16 protein-coding genes are annotated in these 19,210 nt (G+C 71.7%); 12 read left to right on the top strand and 4 right to left on the bottom strand.

Annotated features, from left to right (window positions below):
- The coding region (locus tag E1293_RS29865) for a cytochrome P450 (RefSeq protein WP_243716752.1) at positions 1-1,088 on the bottom strand (1,088 nt) is incomplete at its 3' end.
- Between the two features lie 194 nt (positions 1,089-1,282).
- Here E1293_RS29865 and E1293_RS29860 point away from each other — a divergent pair.
- Positions 1,283-2,098: an SAM-dependent methyltransferase gene (locus E1293_RS29860; protein WP_207939171.1), complete on the top strand. Its 816-nt coding sequence runs from the start codon at positions 1,283-1,285 to the stop codon at positions 2,096-2,098.
- A 1-nt stretch (position 2,099) separates the two neighbouring features.
- On the opposite strand, the gene E1293_RS29855 is transcribed toward E1293_RS29860, so the two are convergent.
- Complete coding sequence (locus tag E1293_RS29855; RefSeq protein WP_132200823.1) at positions 2,100-3,512, bottom strand: pyridoxal phosphate-dependent decarboxylase family protein; 1,413 nt, start codon at positions 3,510-3,512, stop codon at positions 2,100-2,102.
- A 71-nt stretch (positions 3,513-3,583) separates the two neighbouring features.
- Between E1293_RS29855 and E1293_RS29850 the strand changes: the two genes are divergently transcribed.
- Positions 3,584-4,540 carry a GlxA family transcriptional regulator gene (locus E1293_RS29850; RefSeq protein ID WP_132200822.1) on the top strand — a complete coding sequence of 319 codons (957 nt, stop codon included), beginning with the start codon at positions 3,584-3,586 and terminating at the stop codon, positions 4,538-4,540.
- On the opposite strand, the gene E1293_RS29845 is transcribed toward E1293_RS29850, so the two are convergent.
- Positions 4,512-5,408, bottom strand: coding sequence for an RNA polymerase sigma-70 factor (locus tag E1293_RS29845; RefSeq protein WP_132200821.1), 897 nt, complete (start codon positions 5,406-5,408; stop codon positions 4,512-4,514). The two genes, E1293_RS29850 and E1293_RS29845, sit on opposite strands and share 29 nt — an antisense overlap.
- Positions 5,409-5,570: 162 nt before the next feature.
- On the opposite strand from E1293_RS29845, the gene E1293_RS29840 reads away from it, so the two are divergent.
- The gene (locus tag E1293_RS29840) at positions 5,571-7,052 is read left to right on the top strand and encodes an MFS transporter (protein ID WP_132200820.1); all 1,482 of its coding nucleotides are present in this window, start codon (positions 5,571-5,573) and stop codon (positions 7,050-7,052) included.
- 34 nt (positions 7,053-7,086) lie between these two features.
- Positions 7,087-7,851: a methyltransferase domain-containing protein gene (locus tag E1293_RS29835; protein WP_132200819.1), complete on the top strand. Its 765-nt coding sequence runs from the start codon at positions 7,087-7,089 to the stop codon at positions 7,849-7,851.
- 33 nt (positions 7,852-7,884) lie between these two features.
- On the opposite strand, the gene E1293_RS29830 is transcribed toward E1293_RS29835, so the two are convergent.
- Positions 7,885-9,711 carry a bifunctional metallophosphatase/5'-nucleotidase gene (locus E1293_RS29830; protein ID WP_243716750.1) on the bottom strand — a complete coding sequence of 609 codons (1,827 nt, stop codon included), beginning with the start codon at positions 9,709-9,711 and terminating at the stop codon, positions 7,885-7,887.
- A 232-nt stretch (positions 9,712-9,943) separates the two neighbouring features.
- Between E1293_RS29830 and E1293_RS29825 the strand changes: the two genes are divergently transcribed.
- The 8 genes from E1293_RS29825 to E1293_RS29790 form a co-directional block, all read left to right on the top strand.
- Positions 9,944-10,831, top strand: coding sequence for a S1 family peptidase (locus E1293_RS29825; protein WP_132200818.1), 888 nt, complete (start codon positions 9,944-9,946; stop codon positions 10,829-10,831).
- Positions 10,832-11,197: 366 nt separating this feature from the next.
- Entirely contained in the window at positions 11,198-12,790 is a 1,593-nt protein-coding gene (locus tag E1293_RS29820) for an AMP-binding protein (protein WP_132200817.1), read from the top strand.
- Complete coding sequence (locus E1293_RS29815) at positions 12,787-14,019, top strand: acyl-CoA dehydrogenase family protein (protein ID WP_132200816.1); 1,233 nt, start codon at positions 12,787-12,789, stop codon at positions 14,017-14,019. Before E1293_RS29820 ends, E1293_RS29815 begins: the two co-directional genes overlap by 4 nt.
- 37 nt (positions 14,020-14,056) lie before the next feature.
- Positions 14,057-14,815: an enoyl-CoA hydratase/isomerase family protein gene (locus tag E1293_RS29810; protein WP_132200815.1), complete on the top strand. Its 759-nt coding sequence runs from the start codon at positions 14,057-14,059 to the stop codon at positions 14,813-14,815.
- Between the two features lie 8 nt (positions 14,816-14,823).
- Positions 14,824-15,762 (top strand): VOC family protein, encoded by a 939-nt coding sequence (locus E1293_RS29805; RefSeq protein ID WP_132200814.1) that lies wholly within the window; start codon positions 14,824-14,826, stop codon positions 15,760-15,762.
- Positions 15,753-16,829: an acyl-CoA dehydrogenase family protein gene (locus tag E1293_RS29800; RefSeq protein ID WP_132200813.1), complete on the top strand. Its 1,077-nt coding sequence runs from the start codon at positions 15,753-15,755 to the stop codon at positions 16,827-16,829. The genes E1293_RS29805 and E1293_RS29800 overlap by 10 nt, the downstream gene beginning before the upstream one ends.
- Positions 16,830-17,014: 185 nt before the next feature.
- Positions 17,015-18,346, top strand: coding sequence for a serine/threonine-protein kinase (locus tag E1293_RS29795; RefSeq protein WP_341770220.1), 1,332 nt, complete (start codon positions 17,015-17,017; stop codon positions 18,344-18,346).
- A 17-nt stretch (positions 18,347-18,363) separates the two neighbouring features.
- A partial coding sequence (locus E1293_RS29790; RefSeq protein WP_165978451.1) for a serine/threonine-protein kinase occupies positions 18,364-19,210 on the top strand: 847 nt, incomplete at its 3' end.

The following is a 19,210-nucleotide window of genomic DNA, read 5'->3' as shown; positions in this document are numbered from 1 at the left end:
GCGGTGATGCGGGTGGGGAGGGAGGCGAAGCCGCGGTCGTTGGACGAGCGGACCCGGACGGCCGCGTCGATGTCGATCTCGTAGTCCGCGACGACCTTGGTGATCTCGCCGAGTGCGATGCGCGCCTCCAGCCTGCCGAGGTTCGCGCCGAGGCAGTGGTGCCGGCCGTTGCCGAACGCGAGCGACGGGCCCGTGTCGCGGTCGAGGTCGAAGCGCTCCGGCTCGGGGAAGACGTCCGGGTCGTGGTTGCCCGCGCCGACGAGCAGCAGGACGCGGGCGTCCGCCGGGATCGTCACGCCGTGCAGCTCGACGTCCTCGGTGGTGGTGCGGGCGAGCGCCTGGGTCGTCGGGTCCCAGCGCAGGGTCTCCTCGATCCAGTCGCCGATCCGTCCGGCGAACGCCTTGGCCCGCTCGTCCGGGTGCCGCCAGGCGGCGTGCCAGGCGTTGCCGAGCGTCAGCATCGTGGTCTCGATGCCGGCGCCGACGAGCAGGATCAGCACGCCGACGATCTCCTCCGGGGTGAGGCGGTCCTCGCCCTCGGCCGCGTCCAGCAGGCCGGACAGCAGGTCGTCGCGGCGCTCCTTGGACCGCTCGACGGTCAGCTCGGTGTAGTAGCCGACGAGCGCGCCGATCGCCTGCAGCGCCTCCGGCGGCAGGTCGCCGCCCGCCTCGTCCCGGTACATGATCGCCATGCCGAGGTCGCGGACCCTGTCGCGGTCGGCCGCGGGGACGCCGACCAGCTCGGAGATCACGTCGGTGGGGAAGCGGCCCGCGAAACCGGTCATCAGGTCGAACGCGTCGCCGTCCAGGTACGGGGCCAGGCAGTCGCGCGCGATCTCCCGCAGGCGCGGCTCCAGCGCCTGGACGCGCTTCTGCGTGAACGCCCGCGACACGAGCCCGCGCATGCGGGTGTGCTTCGGCGGGTCCATCGCGACGAAGGAGAAGAACCGCTCCGCGTCCGGGCCCCAGAAGGCGGGCTCGATCCGCAACCCGTTCCGGCTGGAGAAGCGGGCCGAATCCCGCAATGCGGCGACGATGTCGGCGTGCCGGGAGATCGCCCAGAAGTCGTCGCCGTCATTCCGGTACACCGGTGACTTCTCGCGCAGTCGCGAATACACCGGGTAGGGATCGTCCTGAATCGCAAAGTCGAACGGACTGTAGAAGAGATCCACGTTCGCCACCATTTCACAACGGCGGCCGTTTTGGGGGCCCCGCCCGTGCGAGCATGGCGTCGGCCCTGCACAATGGGGGTCTCGTGGCGGGCAATGAAAGGGGGGTCGCCGTGGATCCTGAACGGGTTCCGCCGGGTATCGACCCGACGAAGGCGCATCCGTCCCGGCGGTACAACTACTGGCTCGGCGGCAAGGACAATTTCGCCGTGGACCGCGAGTCGGCGGAGACGGTGGCGTCCGCGTTCCCGACCGTGTATCTGTCCGCCCGGGAGAACCGCGCATTTCTCCAGCGGGTGGTGGGGTACCTCGCCGGCGAGGCCGGAATCCGCCAGTTCCTGGACATCGGCGCGGGACTGCCGTCGGCCGGGAACGTGCACGAGGTCGCGCAGGCGATCGAGCCGGCGTCCCGGGTCGTGTACGTCGACAACGACCCGGTGGTGCTCGTCCACGCCCGGGCCCTGCTGACCAGCGAACCCCGGGGCAGGACCGCCTACATCGAGGCCGACCTGCGCGAACCCGGCAGGATCCTGGAGAACCCCGGCCTCGCGGGCACGCTCGACCTGTCCCGGCCCACCGCGCTGATGCTGGTCGCGACCATGCACTTCATCACCGACGACCACGACCCGTACGGGGTCGTCTCGCGCCTGCTGTCGGCACTGCCGCCGGGCAGTTTCCTCGTCATGACGCACGCGACCGGCGACCATCTCACGCCCGAGGGGTACGCCGAGAGCGTGGAGGCGAACGAGCGCAGCGGCGTCCCGTTCCGGCTGCGGAGCCGGGAGGAGTTCACCCGCTTCTTCGACGGCCTGGAGATCCTCCCGCCGGGCGTCACGTCGGTCGTCGAGTGGCGCCCCGAGGACCCGCCGGACAAGCGCCCCGCCATCGAGGACGTCTCCATGCTCTGCGGCGTGGCCCGCGTCCCCTGACCTAGTCGCGGGCCGCGTTCACGGCCTGGACGAGGGCTTCGACGTCCTTGAGCGTGGTGCGGTGGCTGATGACGCAGGCGCGGAGGGCCGGGCGCCCGCCCAGGTTCACCGGGCTGATCCAGGCGCGCCCGCCGCGGACGACGTGGTCGGCGAGCGCGCCGTGGTGCTCCCACGTCCCGTCGCCGGGGTCGGCGAAGCAGACGACGGGGAGCGGGGTGTCGTTGACGATGTCCCAGCCGGAGGCGGCGAGCCTCGCGCGGAGCGCGTCCGCCAGGGCGGCGTCGCGTTCGAGCTGCTCGGCGTACCCCTCGCGGCCCGCGACGGCGAGGCTGAGGAACAGTTTCAGGCCCATGAAGCGGCGCGACCACTGCTGGCCGGACGTGTACGGGTCCACGGTGTCGGGGATCTCGGCCGGCATGTAGGACGTGGTGACCCGGAACGTCTCCGCGAGGGCCTCGGCGTCGGTGGTGAGCAGCGCCCCGGCGCCCATGGGGACGCTCAGCCACTTGTGCGCGTCCAGCGTGATCGAATCGGCGCGCTCGATGCCGTCCAGGGCCGGCCTCAGCCGGTCGGACAGTGCCGCCGCGCCCCCGTAGGCGGCGTCCACGTGCAGGTGAAGCCCGAGGCCGGCCAGGTCGCGAAGGGGGTCGATGACTCCGGCCGCCGTGGTCCCGGCGGTCGCGACGACGAGGAAGGGCAGGTCGCCGCCGGCGCGGTCGGCCGCGATCCGCTCCGCCAGCCGGCTCACGTCCATCCGCAGATCGGGCCCTACCGGGACGAGCCGGACGGCGTCCCGCCCGATGCCGGTGGCGTGCGCGATCTTCAGCCAGGCGAGGTGGCTCTCCGCCGACGCGTACATGACCGGCCGCCCGGTCAGCGCCCGCAGCCCCTTCTCGCCGTACTCGGGCCAGGTCTTGGTCAGCGCCAGCAGGACGGCGGTCAGGTTCGCCTCCGCGCCGCCGCTGGTGAACGACCCGGCGACCTTCCCGGACGGGTAGCCGAGGCGTTCGCCCAGGAAGCGCAGCACGTGCGCCTCGATCTCGACCGCCGCGGGCGCGTGCGACCAGGCGGCCAGCTGCGGGTTGAACGCGGCGGCCAGTGTCTCGCCGACGACCCCCAGCAGGGTCGGCGTCGGGTTGAACAGCCCGAAGTACCCGGGATGGGTCGTGTGGACGGTCGTCGCGCGCAGCAGCTCCGCGACCTCGTCGATCACCTGCTCGGGCGCGGCCGGACGGTCGAAGCCGTAGGCCCCGATGGCGGCCCTCAGCCGCCGGACGTCCACGGGCGCGCTCACCGGCCGCCCGGCGACCTGCGCGTGCTCGCTCTGGAGCAGGCCGGTGACGTGCTGCCATACCTGCTCGGCCGCGTGCGCGGGCGGGTCGAAGGAGGCTCGTCCGAGCGGGAAGTCGTTCATGCCTCCGACTCTGGCGTCCCGGCCGGCGCGGTCCAAGTGGCGGAAACGACCATTATCGCTAAAATAGTGACATGCACACGCTCGCCGTCGCGGTCACCGAAGGCGTGCCGATCTTCGAGCTGGCCATCCCCTGCGAGGTCTTCGGCTACGAACGCGAGGGGCTCGCCGGCTCCTGGTACGACTTCCGCCTCTGCGCCGCCCCCGGGACCCGCACCGCCGCCGGGTTCGCCCCGCACGCCGGGCACGGCCTCGACGCGCTCGCCGAGGCCGACACGGTGGTGATCCCCGCCTGCGCGAGCGTGCTCGACGATCAGCCGTCCGACCTGGTCGAGGCCGTCCGGGCCGCGCACGGCAACGGCGCCCGCGTCGTGTCCCTGTGCACCGGCGCGTTCGTCCTCGCCGCCGCCGGGATCCTGGACGGACGCCCCGCCACCACCCACTGGATGCACGCGGCCCAGCTGGCGGCCCGCTACCCGAAGGTCCTGGTGGACGCGTCCGTCCTCTACATCGACGACGGCGACGTCCTGACCAGCGCGGGCACCGCCGCCGGGCTTGACCTGTGCCTGCACGTCGTCCGCAACGACCACGGCGCCGCCGTGGCGGGCGCACTCGCGAAACGCCTGGTCATGCCCGCACATCGTCCGGGAGGGCAGGCCCAGTACATCGACGCGGCGATCCCCGTCCCTGACGCGGACGAACTCGGCCCCCTGCTCGACTGGGCCCGCCACCGCCTGCACGAACCGCTCACGGTCACCGCCCTGGCCCGGCGAGCCAACGTCACCCCGCGCACCCTGATCCGGCGCTTCCACGCGGCGACGGGCACGACCCCCATGGCCTGGCTGCGCGGCATCCGCATCGACCACGCCCGCGGCCTGCTGGAGACCACCGACCTGCCCGTAGACCAGATTGCCGAACGCTCCGGCCTGGGGACCCCGGCCAACCTCCGCCACCACTTCACCCGCGCGGTGGGCGTCCCCCCAACGACCTATCGCCGCACCTTCAGCGAACTGAGGCCGGGGTGCGGGTGAGCGTCGTGCGCTGGCTCATGCGTGACAGCTTGTCGGGGTTGCGCACCACGTAGAGGCCGGTGATCAAGGCGTTCTCCACCCGCAGGGCCAGGACGCCCTCTGTCTCTCCGCCCAGCCGCACGATCAGGCCCGGGCAGCCGTTCACCTGGACCGGCTCGAACGACGTCTCGGCCTTGGCCCATTTGAGGCCGGCGGTCAGCAGGCCGGCCACCTTGCGGGCCCCCACGACGGGCCGCGGCAGGGCCCGCTTGAGCCCGCCGGCGTCGGACAGCAGGACGACGTCCGGCGCGAGGACGTCCAGCAGGTGCTGCAGGTCGCCGGTCTCGACCGCCCGCTGGAAGGCATGGAGCGCGGCCTGCGCGGCGGTCGGCGAGACGACGTCGCGGGGCCGCCGCGCGGCGACGTGCGAGCGCGCCCGGTGGGCGATCTGGCGGACCGCGGCGGGGCGCTTACCGACGGCGTCGGCGATCTCGGCGTAGGGCAGGTCGAACACCTCGCGCAGCACGAACACCGCCCGCTCGGTCGGGGTGAGCGTCTCCAGCACCAGCAGCATCGCCATCGAGACGTTCTCGGCCAGTTCGACGTCCTCGGCCACGTCGGGCGTGGTCAGCAGGGGTTCGGGCAGCCAGGGGCCGACGTAGTTCTCCTTGCGGCGGCCGAGCGTGCGCAGCCGGGACAGCGCCTGGCGGGTCGTGATGCGCACCAGGTAGGCGCGCTGGTCGCGCACGGTTCCGAGGTCGACGCCCACCCATCGCAACCAGGTCTCCTGGAGGACGTCTTCGGCGTCGGCGGCCGATCCCAGCATCTCGTAGGCGACGGTGAACAGCAGCCTGCGGTGGGCGACGAACGCCTCGGTGGCGGAGTCCATACGCACAAGACTCCGGCTCCTGCCGCTTTGTGACATGCGCGGACCGGTGGCCCACGTCACATTGGGGCGTTGTCACAGAAATCGGGCGTCAGGCATCTCGTGTCCAGCAGGAAGCCGCACGGACGTTCCGCGCGGCACCACCACCTGAGTGAGGACGAGGTCATGTCAACAAGAGAGGCACCGGCGGTCGCTTCGCGCCGCTGGGCCGCGCTGTTCTTCATCGGGCTGGCCCAGCTCATGATCGTGCTGGACGGCACCGTCGTGAACATCGCGCTGCCGTCGATCCAGCGGGACCTGGCCGTCTCCGACGGCGACCGGCAGTGGATCATCACCGCGTACACGCTGGCGTTCGGCGGCCTGCTGCTGCTCGGCGGCCGGATCGCGGACTACACCGGCCGCAGGCGGACCTTCCTGGTCGCGCTGTTCGGCTTCGCGGGCGCGTCGGCGCTGGGCGGCGCGGCGTCCGGCTTCGAGATGCTGCTCGTCGCCCGCGCCCTGCAGGGCGGGTTCGGCGCGCTGCTCGGGCCGTCCGCGCTGTCGCTGCTGGCGGTGATGTTCACCCGCCCGCAGGACCGCGCCAAGGCGTTCGGGATCTGGGGCGCCATCTCCGCCGCGGGCGGCGCGATCGGGCTGCTGGCCGGCGGGGCGCTGACCGACTACCTGGACTGGCGCTGGTGCCTGTACATCAACATCCCGATCGCCCTGGTCGCGGCGGTCGGCGGGTACGTGCTGCTGACCGAGTCGCGGCACGAGGGCAGGGCCCGGTTCGACGTCCCGGGCGTGCTGCTGGTCGGCGGCGGGCTGGTCTCGGTCGTCTACGCCGCCGGCCAGGCCGAGTCCAAGGGCTGGGACTCGGGGCTGGTCGTCGGCCTCCTCGTCGGCGGCGGGCTGCTGCTCGCCGCGTTCACCGTCGTCGAGAGCCGGGTCGCGCAGCCGCTGCTGCCGCCGCGCGTGATCGCCGACCGCACCCGCGGCGCCGCCTACCTGGCCGTCGGCCTGGCCGGGGTCGGCATGTTCGCGGCGTTCCTGTTCATGACCTACTACATGCAGGTGGTCAAGGGGTACTCGCCCATCAGGACGGGCGTGGCCTTCCTCCCGATGGTCATGGCGGTCCTGCTGTCGGCGGGCGGGCTGTCCACCCGGCTGCTGCCCAAGGTCCCGCCGCGGACGCTGATCGTCCCGGGGATGCTGATCAGCGCGGGCGGCATGCTGTGGATGACCACCCTGGACGCCGGCACCGGCTACGCGGGCGGCGTCCTGGTCGTCGGGATGCTGTTCGGCTTCGGCGCCGGCCTGATCCTGCCGGTGGCCATCAACTACGCCACCCACGGCGTCGACCCGAGCGACTCGGGCGTGGCCTCGGCGAGCGTCAACGCCGCGCAGCAGATCGGCAGCTCGATCGGCATCGCGCTGCTCAACACCATCGCCACCAGTGCGACCGCGGACTACCTGGCCTCGCACGGCATGAACCCCGCCCTCGGCAAGCAGGCGGTGGCGGAGGGCTTCGGGACGGCGAGCGTATGGGCCGCGGGCATCCTCGTGACGGGCGCGGTGATCGTCGCCGTCCTGATGAACACGCCGCGTCCCGAGGACCGTCCCGCCGTCGAGGAACCCGAGAACGCCGAGCCGCAACCCGTCGTTTGACTTCAAGTCCGCTTTAAGTCGCATCCTGATGCGCATGCCCATGGAAACGAAGCGGACACCCACCGGCAAGCTCATCACGCTGCTCGACGCGGCCGAGAACCTCCCGGGCGCCGGGGCGCTGCGGCTCCGCTCCTACGACCTGCTCGGCGCCGAAGCCGGAACGTCGATGGTGGACGTGGGCTGCGGCGCCGGCCGGGCGGTGGCGGACCTGGCCGAGCGCTCCGTGCGGGCCGTCGGCGTCGACCCGGACGAGCAGATGATCGCCGTCGCCCGCGATCGGTGGCCCGAGGGGGACTTCCGGCTCGCGGGCGCGTACGAGCTGCCGATCGCGGACGCGTCCATGGCCGGATACCGGGCCGACAAGGTGTTCCACGTTTTGGCCGAGCCGGAGCGAGCGCTCGCGGAGGCCCGCAGGGTGCTGGCGCCCGGGGGACGGATCGTCCTGGTCGGCCAGGACTGGGACACCGTCGTCATCGACTCCGGCGACCCGGCCTTGACCCGCACCATCGTGCACGCGCGCGCCGACCTGATCCCAAACCCGCAGATCGCACGCCGGTACCGCAACCTGCTGCTGGACGCCGGCTTCCAGGACGTGACGGCCGAGGTGCACACCGGCGTGTTCACCGGGCCGACGATGCTGCCCATGCTCGTCAACACGGCCGAAGGAGCCGTCTCCGCCGGCGCCGTCACGCGCGAGCAGGCGGACGGCTGGATCGCCGAGCAGCGCACCCGAGCCGAAACCGACCACCTCTTCCTGGCCCTGCCGATGTTCCTGGCCGCCGGCACCGCCCCGACCTGACCCGGCAGGACCGGTGCACGGCGGCGCCAACCGTTATTGGAAGACCGGGGCGCCGTCTCGGACGAGTTTCCAGTTGTCCACGTGGAACTTGGTGGGGTCGATGGTGCCCGCCGTGGAGGCGTACTCGACGATCGCTTCGCGGATGGCGACCTGGGCGTTGTAGACGACCTCGGCGGTGGTGATGTGGGGGAAGCCGCCGCCGCCCGACTGGCGGTAGTTGTTGACCGCGACGACGAACTGCTGGTCGTCGGCGACCGGCTTGCCGTCGTAGGTCATGCCGGTGATGCGGGAGCCCTCCGGCTTGGCGATGTCCACGTCGTAGGCGACGCCGGAGAACTGGTCGTAGTTGTAGTCGGGACGGTTGTTCGCGTTCGTCCACGAGGCCGGGTCGACGGGGGCGCCGGCGGCGACCTGCTTGAAGTACTGGGCGGAGTACTCCAGGTACGCCTTGATCTGGGCGCCGGTCAGGATGCTCGCCAGGAGGGTGTTGTCGTAGATGTAGAGGCCGGCGATGTCCTTGATCGTGACCTTGCCGGCCGGGAACGTCGCGGCGCGGCTGAAGGGGGCGGCGATCGAGACGACGGGGAGCGACGCGTGCGCGGTGCCCGCGATGGCCTCCTTGACCTTCTCGGTCTGGACGAGGTGGATGTAGTCCAGGATCGCCGTGTCCTTCCAGCAGGACTCCGCCGCCGACATCTCCTCGGTGGAGGTCGCGACCTCCTTGTTGACGTAGCCGACCACCGCGTCGTGCTGCTTCTTGATCAGCGTGACGAGCTCCGGGTCCTCCTCGACGGTGTTGCTGTTCACCGTCGTCGCGGACTTGCCGGTGACCTTCCAGCGGCCCCGCTCGTGCTTGAGGGTCAGGTCGAAGACCGACAGGCGCTGGCCCCAGCACATCGGCTCGCTCATCACGACCGTCCGGCCGGTGGCCTTGTTGGTGACGAAGCGCTCGGGGATCTCCAGGTGCGCGTGGCCGAAGAGGATCGCGTCGATGCCCGGGACCTGCTCGGCCACCAGCGCGGCCGCGTTCTCGACGGGCAGGTCGTCGCCGTAGGACGACGTGCCGCTGTCGCCGGAGTGCGCGCTCACGATGACGACGTCGGCGCCGCGGGCGCGGATCACCGGGACCCAGCGCTTGGCGGTCTCCACCAGGTCCAGGAAGTCGAGCTTGCCGGAGACGTTCGCCTTGTCCCAGATCGCGATGCCCGGGTTGGTGAGGCCGAGGAGGCCGACGCGGATCGGCGGGTGCCCGCGGACGTGCATCTTCTTGATGATGTACGGCTCGTAGGCGGGACGGCGGGTGCCCGGGTGGACGGCGTTGGCGGCGAGCACCGGGGCGTCCATCTGGCTGATCCATTTGTCCAGGAACGGGATGCCGTAGTTGAACTCGTGGTTGCCGAGGGCGACGGCGTCGTAGCCGATGGCGTTCATCTGCCGCGCCATCGGGTGGGTCTTGCCGGTCTCGGTGATCGGCTCGACGGAGGCGTAGTAGAAGCCGAGCGGGGTGCCCTGGATCGTGTCGCCCGCGTCGAAGAGGAGGGTGCGGTCGCGTCCGCGGTCGGCGCGGACCTGGTTCACCAGGCTGGACACGCGCGCGAGGCCGACCGTGTTGCCGTCGCCGTCGCTGTACTCGGCGTCCTTGTAGTAGTCCCAGTTGACCGCGTGGCTGTGGATGTCGGACGTGCCCATGACGGTGATCGTCAGCGACTTGCCGTGCGCGGCCGCCTCCGCCGCCGTGCCGGGCCAGCCGGCGACGGCGAGCGCGCCGGCGGCGGTGAGGCCGCCCAGGACCTGCCTGCGGCTGACGTCCGGTACACGGCACGAGCACCAGCGGGGCTCCGGGGCCATCGGGTTCGGCATGACGCACTCGTTCCTTCCGCAGGGGACGGGAGAACCTTAGAGGCGCCGCCCATGATCGATGCTGGCGAGATCCTCCGATCCTCGGGGGTGATCGTTGGCAATCCTTGTGCACCCGGGCTGACCAGGGGGTTCTGATCTGTTGGACGGTTGTTGGATCGAGCCGCCGCACAGGCCGCGCCGGAGCCGGTACCGTCCTCCGAGTCAAGATCAACTCGACCGATCGGAGCTGTCCTTGCGGACGCACGACAGGAAGACGAGCGGCACCTGGCGCAGGCTCGCCGGCACGGCGGTGGCGGCGGCGCTCGCGACCGGGGCGATCGCCGGCCTCGGCACGGCGGCGCAGGCCGAGGAGCCGCCGCCCACCCCGAAGATCATCGGTGGCACCCCGGCCGACCAGGTCTACCCGTTCATGGCCTCCCTGCAGTACGAGCGGAACGGCAACCCGGACTCGCACCGCTGCGGCGGCGGGCTGATCGACAAGGAATGGGTGGTCACCGCCGCCCACTGCGTGACCGAGGCGGGCACGAACGGCGCCCCCTACACGGTCATGGACCCGGCGCTGTTCCACGTCCGGATCGGATCCCTCGACCGGACGGCGGGCGGCAGCGTCGCCAAGCTCAAGGGCATCGTCGTCAACCCCGGCTACCAGTACCTGGACGACCGCTCCGAGGGCAAGGACATCGCGCTCCTGCACCTCGACGCGGCCGTCCCGCAGGCACCGGTCCGGCGGGCGACGAGCATCCCCGCCACCGGGACGCCGGTCCGCCAGATCGGCTGGGGCTACACCTCCACCGACGCCGACGACCCGAGCCAGCTGCCCGTGAAGCTGCAGCAGCTCGACACCAAGGTGATCGCGCCGACGACGGAGAAGTGCCGGGTGGACGCGAACGGCGACGACTCCTGGGGCATCCGCGCCAACGACATCTGCACCGACAACCCCGAGGGCGTCCGCGGGCCCTGCAACGGCGACTCCGGCTCACCGCTGCTGAGCAAGGCGAACGGCCGCTGGGTGCTCACCGGGCTCGACTCCCGCGGCGTCGGCGACGTCTGCGGCGAGACGCCCGACATCTACACGAGCGTCGGCCACTACCACGGCTGGATCGACGGCGTCATTCACTGATCCCGTCCGACGCGGGAACGCCCGGTCAGGCCCACGGCCCGGCCGGGCGTTTCGCTGTCTGTGCCGGGCCTAAAACCATGCCAGGGATGTCCGAAACGGGGGGCGGCGTTTGGTGTGGCCTCAGTCACATTGGTTGCCTGCTGCCCCACAAGGCGACTCTTGAAACCGATTTGTTCCCTTTTTGCCAGTGTTGCCGTGTGTCGCGATTCGTGTTCCTCTATTTAAGGCAATGTCCGGTTGCGGATCGCTCTTGGCCGATTCCGTCCCACCGTTCCTACCGCCCCCTGCCCGCCGTCGACCCGTCCATCCGTCCACCAGCCCAAGCCAACCGACGACCCACGCCACGCAGCGACAGCGGAGGTCCGGATGCGCAACGAGACGCTGGAGAGCTTCGTCCTCGGGGACGTTCTCCGGTCGCAGGCGCAGATTCACCGAAGGCAGACGTTCCTCAAGTTCCGCGACGGAGAGATCACCTACGGCGAGGTCGACGCCACCGCCGACCGGCTGGCCCGCGCCCTGTCCGGCGCCGGCGTCCGGCGCGGCGACCACGTGGGCGTGATGCTGCCCAACTGCGCCGACATCGTGCACCTCGTCTTCGCGCTCGCCCGGCTCGGCGCCGTCGCCGTGCCGATCAACATCGCCTACCGGGGCGAGCTGCTCCGGCACGTCCTAAACAGCTCCGACTCCGGCTGGCTGATCATCGACGGGCCGTACGCCGAGCGCCTCCCCGAACTCGCCGACCGGCTGCCGAAGCTCGGCCGCGTCATCGTCCGGGACGCCGCCGCGTCCGGCGTGCTGCTCGACCAGCTCGGCAAGCCCGCCCGGGACCTGTGGGCGCTGCCGGACGACGGCGACGGCCGCGTCGACGTCAAGGTGGGCTTCGCCGACATGCAGGCGATCATGTACACGTCCGGCACCACGGGGCCGTCCAAGGGCGCGATGGTGCCGCACGCCCTCGCGCTGACCTGCGCCTACGACTCGCTCGACTTCCTGGACCGCTGGGGCAAGACGGTCTACTGCCCGCTGCCGCTGTTCCACGCCGCCGCGCTCTGGGACGGCATGCTCTCCGCACTGCTGGGGGGCGGGTCGATCGCGATCGTCGAGCGGTTCAGCGCGTCCAGGTTCTGGGACGACGTGCGCCGCTTCGACGCGCAGGTGTGCATGAGCGTGTTCTCGATGATCCCGATCCTGCTGAACCGGCCGCCGACGTCCCGCGACCGCGACCACCGCCTTGAGACGTTCTACATGGGCAAATCGAACCTGGACGAGCCGATGCGGGAGCGGTTCGGCGTCCGGTCCGTGGAGACCTACACCAGCACCGAGGCGGGCATCGCGACCGGCAGCCCGTACGGGGAGTGGCGCATCGGCTCGTGCGGGCAGGCGCACGAGGAGCGCTTCCAGGTCGCCGTGGTGGACGAGAACGACCGGGAGCTCGGGCCGGGGGAGCCGGGCGAGCTGGTGCTGAGGCCGAGGCAGCCGTTCGTCCTCACGACGGGGTACTACGGCAATTGGGAGGCCACGACCCAGTGCTTCCGGAACATGTGGTTCCACACCGGAGACCGGGTATGGCGCGATGACGACGGGTATTACTTCTTCCTTGACCGGATGAAGGACGCCATCCGCCGGCGCGGGGAGAACATCTCGGCCTTCGACCTGGAGACCGAGATCAACCAGCATCCGGCGGTGCTGGAGTGCGCCGCGATCGGCGTGCCCTCGGAGCTGGAGGACGAGGACATCAAGGTGTCGATCGTCGTGCAACCCGACACCGGAATGGAGCCGGAGGAACTGGTGGCCTACTGCCGGGAGCGCCTGCCGCGCTCGATGGTGCCGCGCTACGTCGAGTTCGTGGAGGCGCTGCCGCGCACCCCCACCGACAAGGTCGCCAAGTACAAGCTGCGCGCGCAGGGCGAGCACGGGATCACCGACACGACCTGGGACGGGGAGGCTGACGGCCGGTGAACTGGGACGACACGCCGGAGCAGGCCGCCTTCCGGGAGGAGGTCCGCGCGTTCATCGGCGAGAGCTTCCCCGCCGGGTACCGTCCGGCCGGGGACGAGGAGCAGAGCCTCGAACCGGAGGACGTCGCGGGCTACAACTGGCCCGTCGACCGGGTCGCCGACGACCCGGGGCGCCGCGAGGGCGCGAAGGCGTGGGCGGCGGCGCTGGCGTCGCGCGGCTGGATCGCGCCGCACTGGCCGGCGCAGTACGGCGGCGCCGGGCTGTCGGCGCTGGAGGAGTTCGTCCTGCACGAGGAGATGATGCGGGCGCGGGTGCCGACCGTGAACGGCATCGGCGCGTTCCTGCTCGGCCCGACGCTGCTGGTGCACGGCACCGAGGAGCAGAAGGCCGAGCACCTGCCGCCGATCGCCTCCGGGCAGGCGAGCTGGGCGCAGGGGTTCTCCGAGCCGGGGTCGGGGTCCGACCTGGCCTCGCTGCGCACCCGTGCCGTCCGGGACGGCGACGAGTACGTCGTGGACGGCCAGAAGGTGTGGACGTCCCTCGGCCAGTACGCCGACTGGCTGTTCGTGCTGGTCCGCACCGACCCCGACGCCGGGAAGCCGCATCGCGGCATCACGTTCCTGCTGATCAAGGCGGACGCGCCCGGGGTGACGATCCGCCCCATCACCGACATCCGCGGCGCCGCGCCGTTCTGCGAGATCTTCTTCGAGGGCGTCCGGGTGCCGGTCGCGAACCGGGTCGGCGAGGAGAACCGCGGCTGGTACGTGGCGATGTCCGCGCTCGGCTTCGAGCGGGCCGGGATCGGCGCCACGATCAAGTACGAGCAGGCCCTCGCCGAGCTGGTGACCTACCTGCGCTCGCCGGAAGGCGCCCGGTTCGCCCGCAGCACCCCGGCGCTGCGGCAGGAGATCGCGCGGCGGCAGACCGAGATCCGCGTCCTGTACAACCTGGCCCGCTACACCGTGTCGCGGCAGGCGGCCGGGGACGAACCGGACTTCGAGGCGTCCATCAACCAGCTGTTCGGCGCCGAGCTGCACCAGCGGCTGGCCCGCACGGGCGCCCGCGCGTTCGGCCGGTCCGCCGCCGTCTGGGACCGCGAGGGCGCGCCGCTCGCCGCCGCGTTCACCCACATGCGCCGCGACTCGGTCGCGTCCACCTTCCTCGGCGGCACCACCGAGATCCAGCGCAACGTCATCGCCACCAGGGGCCTCAACCTGCCCCGCAGCTGACCACCCAGCCGATTCACCATAGGAGGAGACCGACCCCATGCCCGACGAGAACGCCTACGAGACCGTCGACCTGCGGATCGAGGAGCGGGTCGCCTGGCTGACGCTCAACCGGCCCGACAAGCTGAACGCGCTGACGCCGACCACGATGACGGAGCTGCGCGACATCTTCACCCGCGTGGACGACGACGAGGACGTCTGCGCGGTCGTGCTGCGCGGCGCCGGCGAGCGCGCGTTCTGCGCCGGAATGGACCTCGCCTGGTCGGAGAAGCTGACCCCGCGCGAGCGGATCGAGCAGGGCCGGCTCGGCGAGAAGACGTTCGCGATGATGGAGCGGACCTCGGTGCCGGTCATCGCGGCCGTGCACGGGTACGCGGTCGGCGGCGGCCTGGAGCTGGCGCTCGCCGCGGACTTCATCGTCGCGTCCGACAACGCCAAGATGGGGCTCGTCGAGATCACGCTGTCGGCGCGTCCTCCGTACCGTCCCAAGATGACCGAGGACGGCGACCCCGACCAGCCCGAGTTCGGCGGGTCGGCGCCGGGCTGGGGCGGCGTGAAACGGCTGCCGGAACGGATCGGCAAGGCCCGCGCCAAGGAACTGCTCTTCACCGGCGCGCGGATCGGCGCCGACCGGGCGCTGCAGCTGGGCCTGGTCAACGACGTGTACCCGGCGGACGAGTTCGACAAGCGGGTCGGCGAGCTGGCCGAGCGGATCGCCGCGATGAACCGCTACAACCTGCGGCTCGTCAAGGAACTCGTCACCTACGGCTACGACTGGATCGAGCCCCACCCGAGCTAGGAGGACCCGTGCAGATCTACCGCATCGATCATGTCGCGCAGGTGACGCCCGACCTCGACGCCCAGGTCGCGCGGCTGTCCGGGCTGTTCGGGTTCCGGCCCGTCCGGAGCTGGGACGACCCGGGCGAGGGCGTCCGCGGCGCCCGGCTGGAGATCCCCGGCAGCCGGGGCCAGGCGTGGGAGGTCGTCGCGCCCTCCGGTTCCGGTTCGTCGCTGCAGACGTGGCTGGACGAGCACGGAGGCCGCCCCGGACTGCACCACGTCGGCGCCGAGGTGCCCGACCTTGAGGCCGTCCAGGCGGAACTCGAAGTGCGCGGCATCAAGGCGACCGACGGCGCGCGGGGACGGTGGCTGGAGGCGTCGTTGAGCCCGCCCGAGCACGGGCCCGGCGTGCTGTGGCGCCTGCGCGGGCCCGGCAGCCTGGACATGTGCGGCGACTCGTCCGCCTCTCGCGCCGTCACGGGTTCGTCGGACGGGCCGTCCCTCGGCATCGTGGCCCTCGACCACATCTGCCAGGCGTTCCACGACCGCGACGTGCTCGCCCGCTGGTACCAGGACCTCGCGGGGTTCGTGCAGGTGTGGCGGACGGCCGACGAAGAGCATCCCGACATGGCCGACCTCGTCCTGAACATCCCCGGCTCGGCCATCTGCTGGGAAGTCATCATGCCGCGCGGCGAGGACTCGTTCATCTCGCGCTTCCTTGACAAGGGCGGCCCCGGCGCCCACCACGTCACCTTCGAGGTCTCCGACTGGGACGAGGCCATGGCGGCGTGCTCGCACCACGAGACGCCGACCTTCGACGACGAGGAGGGTGTCACCGACGGCGCCGCCTGGAAGCACACGTTCATCCATCCGAAGCACACCGGCGGCGTCCTCGTCCAGCTGTTCTGGGAGGAGCGGCCGGGCGTGTGGGTCCGCTCCGACAAGGTGCCGCCGCGATGGACCTGAGCCTGACCGAGGACCAGGAGCTGATCGCCTCCACCGCCCGCGAGGTGCTGGCGTCCCGCGCCGCGACCGCCGGTGCGCGGGCGCTGGCCGGCGACCCGGCCGGGTACTCCGCCGCGCTCTGGAAGGAGATGGTCGAACTCGGCTGGACGGGCCTCGCCTTTCCGGAGGAGCACGGCGGCGTGGGCGGCGACTTCCTGGACGTCTGCCTTTTGTTCGAGCAACTCGGATACGCGCAGGTGCCGAGCCCGCTGCTGTCATCGGTGGCGTCCTGCGGAATGCCGGTCGCCCGCTTCGGGACGCCGGAGCAGAAGGATCGCCGGCTGACCGCCATTGCGAGCGGCCAGATCGTGACCGCTGCGCCTCTTCCTTGGGACCGGCCCGAGGAAGGGCCTACGGCTTCGCGTGACGGCACCGAATACGTCCTGGACGGCACAGCGACGTTCGTCCCCTATGCCGCGTCCGCGGAGCACATCTTGGTGGCGGCGCGACTCGACGGTGAGCCCCACGCGTTCTGGGTGGACGCCTCCGACGTCACGCTCCAGCCACTGGGCACGGTCGGCGCCGACCGTCCATGCCACGTTGCGTTGGACGGCGTGCGGGCGGTGGACTCCCTCGGCCCCGAAGCGGCCGAGGCGATCTCGCTGTTCGGCGCGGCGGGAACCTGCGCGGAAATGGTGGGCGCGGCACAACACGTCCTCGACATGACGGTGCGGTACGCAACGGAACGCGAGCAGTTCGGTAAGGCCATCGGCTCGTTCCAGGCCGTCCAGCACCACTGCGCGAACATGGCGATCGACGTGCTCGGCTCCCGGTTCATCGCCTACGAAGCGATCTGGCTCCTATCCGCGAGCCGAGACGCCACACAGGAAGTAGCAATGGCCAAGGCGTGGGTGAGCGAGGCGTACGAACGCGTATGCGCCCTAGGCCACCAGGTGCACGGCGCCATCGGCTTCACCCAAGAACACGACCTGCACCTCTTCTCCGAACACGCAATGGCGACGTCCCTCTCCTACGGCGACGCCGACCACCACTTCGACAACCTGGCCTCCAACCTCCACCTGGACTGAAACCGAGAAGACGCCCGGCCGGGCCGCCCCCCGGCCGGGCGTCTCCTTGTGCGGGTGCGCGCTGAGGCGCTCCTCACGTCCTGCGCATATTCCGGATATATACCGGCCGCCCGTATCCTGGTTCGTCGCCATCTCCGCGAGGGCGGGCGATCGGTCTCAAGGGTCTTCAAGGGGGCACAGCGCTGGTGCGAGACGTCCAGGTGTCCCGCCGTGTCGGTCCGTATACGCTCCTGCGGCGCCTGGGGGCGGGCGGGATGGGGGAGGTCTTCCTCGGCCGTACCCCGGCGGGCCGCGCCGTCGCCGTCAAAGTGGTGAGACGCGCGCTCGCCGACGACGCGGCGTTCCGGGAGCGCTTCAAGCGCGAGGTCGCGGCCGCCCGCTCGGTCGGCGGCGCGTTCACCGCACCGGTCATCGACGCCGATCCCGACGCCGCCGAACCGTGGCTGGCGACCGAGTACCTACCGGGTCTGTCGCTCCAGGAGACGGTGGCGGCCCACGGTCCGATGCCCGCCGACGCGGTGCTCGCGCTCGCGGCCGGGCTGGCCGAGGCGCTGGCGTCCGTCCACAGGGCCGGCGTGGTGCACCGCGACCTGAAACCGTCGAACGTGATCCTCGCCCCGGACGGGCCGCGCGTCATCGACTTCGGCATCGCGCACGCCGCCGAGGCGGCGCGGGTCACCCGGACCGGCCAGGTCGTCGGGACGCCGGGGTTCATGCCGCCCGAACAGGCGGCCGGACAGGAGACCGGGCCGGCCGGGGACGTCTTCGCCCTCGGCGCGACCCTCGTGTACGCGGCAACTGGTAACTCGCCTTACGGGCGGGCGGCGCCGCAAGTCCAGATCTACCGGAACGTGCGGGAGGAACCCCGTCTCGACCAGATCGAGGACGCCCGCCTCCGCGCCCTGGTGGCGGACTGCATGCAACGGGATCCGGCCGTGCGGCCCGACCCCGGCCAACTGCTCCGGCGCCTCGCGGCACCACCGGACGGGACCGGCTGGCTGCCGGAAACGGTCGCCGCCGACATCGCGGGCCGCGCCGAGGACACGAAGGCCCTCCTGCGCCGCCGCCGACGCGCCCCGGTCGTCGCCCTCGCAGCCGCGGGCCTGGTGCTGCTCGCCGCCGCCGGCACCCTGGCCCAGCACTTCCTGGCCGGTGACGAATCCGGGTGCGACAGCCGCTGCCACCGCGAATACGACAGCGAACGCGCCTTCGCCGCCGAATGGGACAAGCGCCTCCTGCCCCTGGCGGACTGCTCGACGAGCGTCGGCTCCTGCCCCAACCCGCTGGGGATCGCGGCCCAGTTGCGCACGGCGATCGAGCAGCGCCCGGACGCCGCCCGCTACAAGAAGGTGCTGGACGAGGTGCCCCACCTCAGTCGAGCGGCCGACCAGTACAGCACCTGCTTCGCCGGCGCCTCCCTGTCCTGCAACCTGGCCGTCGGGGACATCCACGCCTCCAGCAGCAATGTGCTGGGCCTGCTGCACGACGTCCCGACCCGGACGTTCACCGGCTCGTGACCACCCACGGAGGAAACGTGCGACCACTCCAGCCCGGCGACCCGACGCACCTCGGCGACCACCGGGTTCTCGCCAGGCTCGGCAGCGGCGGCATGGGCGAGGTGTTCCTCGGACGGTCCCCGGGCGGGCGCATGGTGGCGGTCAAGGTCGTCCACGAGGCCCTCGCCGCCCAGCCGGGATTCCGTGCGAGGTTCCGGCGCGAGGTGACGGCCGCCCGGTCGGTCGGCGGCGCGTACACGGCACCGCTGGTCGACGCGGACCCGGACGCCGAGGTGCCCTGGCTGGCCACCGCCTACCTTCCCGGAATGTCGCTGCGGGACGCGATCGACGCCCACGGGCCGCTGCCGCCCCCCGCCGTCCGCGCCCTCGGTGCCGCGCTCGCCGAGGCGCTCGTCGCGATCCACGGGGCCGGAGTCGTCCACCGCGACCTCAAGCCCGGCAACGTCATGCTCACCCCCGACGGCCCCCGGGTGATCGACTTCGGCATCGCGCAGGCCGCCGAGGCGACCGCGATCACCGAGTCCGGAGCGTTCCTCGGCTCGCCCGGCTACCTGGCGCCGGAGCAGGCCGCGGGCGGCCGCGCCGGACCGGCCGCCGACGTCTTCGCGCTCGGCGCCGTCCTGGCGTTCGCGGCCACCGGCTCGGGCCCGTTCGGGCAAGGACCTGTGCACGTCCTGATCCACCGCGCCCTGCACGACCCTCCGGACCTCGCCGCGGTCCCGGACCCCGGCCTGCGCCACCTGATCGCCACCTGCCTCGACAAGGACCCGGCGCGGCGTCCCGTCCCCGCCGCCCTCGTCCCCCATCTGGCGGCTCCTCCGCAGGGCGTGGCCTGGCTGCCGGAGACCGTCTCCCAGTTGGTGC

This window comes from Actinomadura darangshiensis (assembly GCF_004349235.1).
In the GTDB taxonomy this organism is placed as follows: Bacteria; Actinomycetota; Actinomycetes; order Streptosporangiales; family Streptosporangiaceae; genus Spirillospora; species Spirillospora darangshiensis.
Note: the sequence above shows the minus strand (reverse complement) of the source record. Positions and strands in the feature narration are given on the sequence as shown.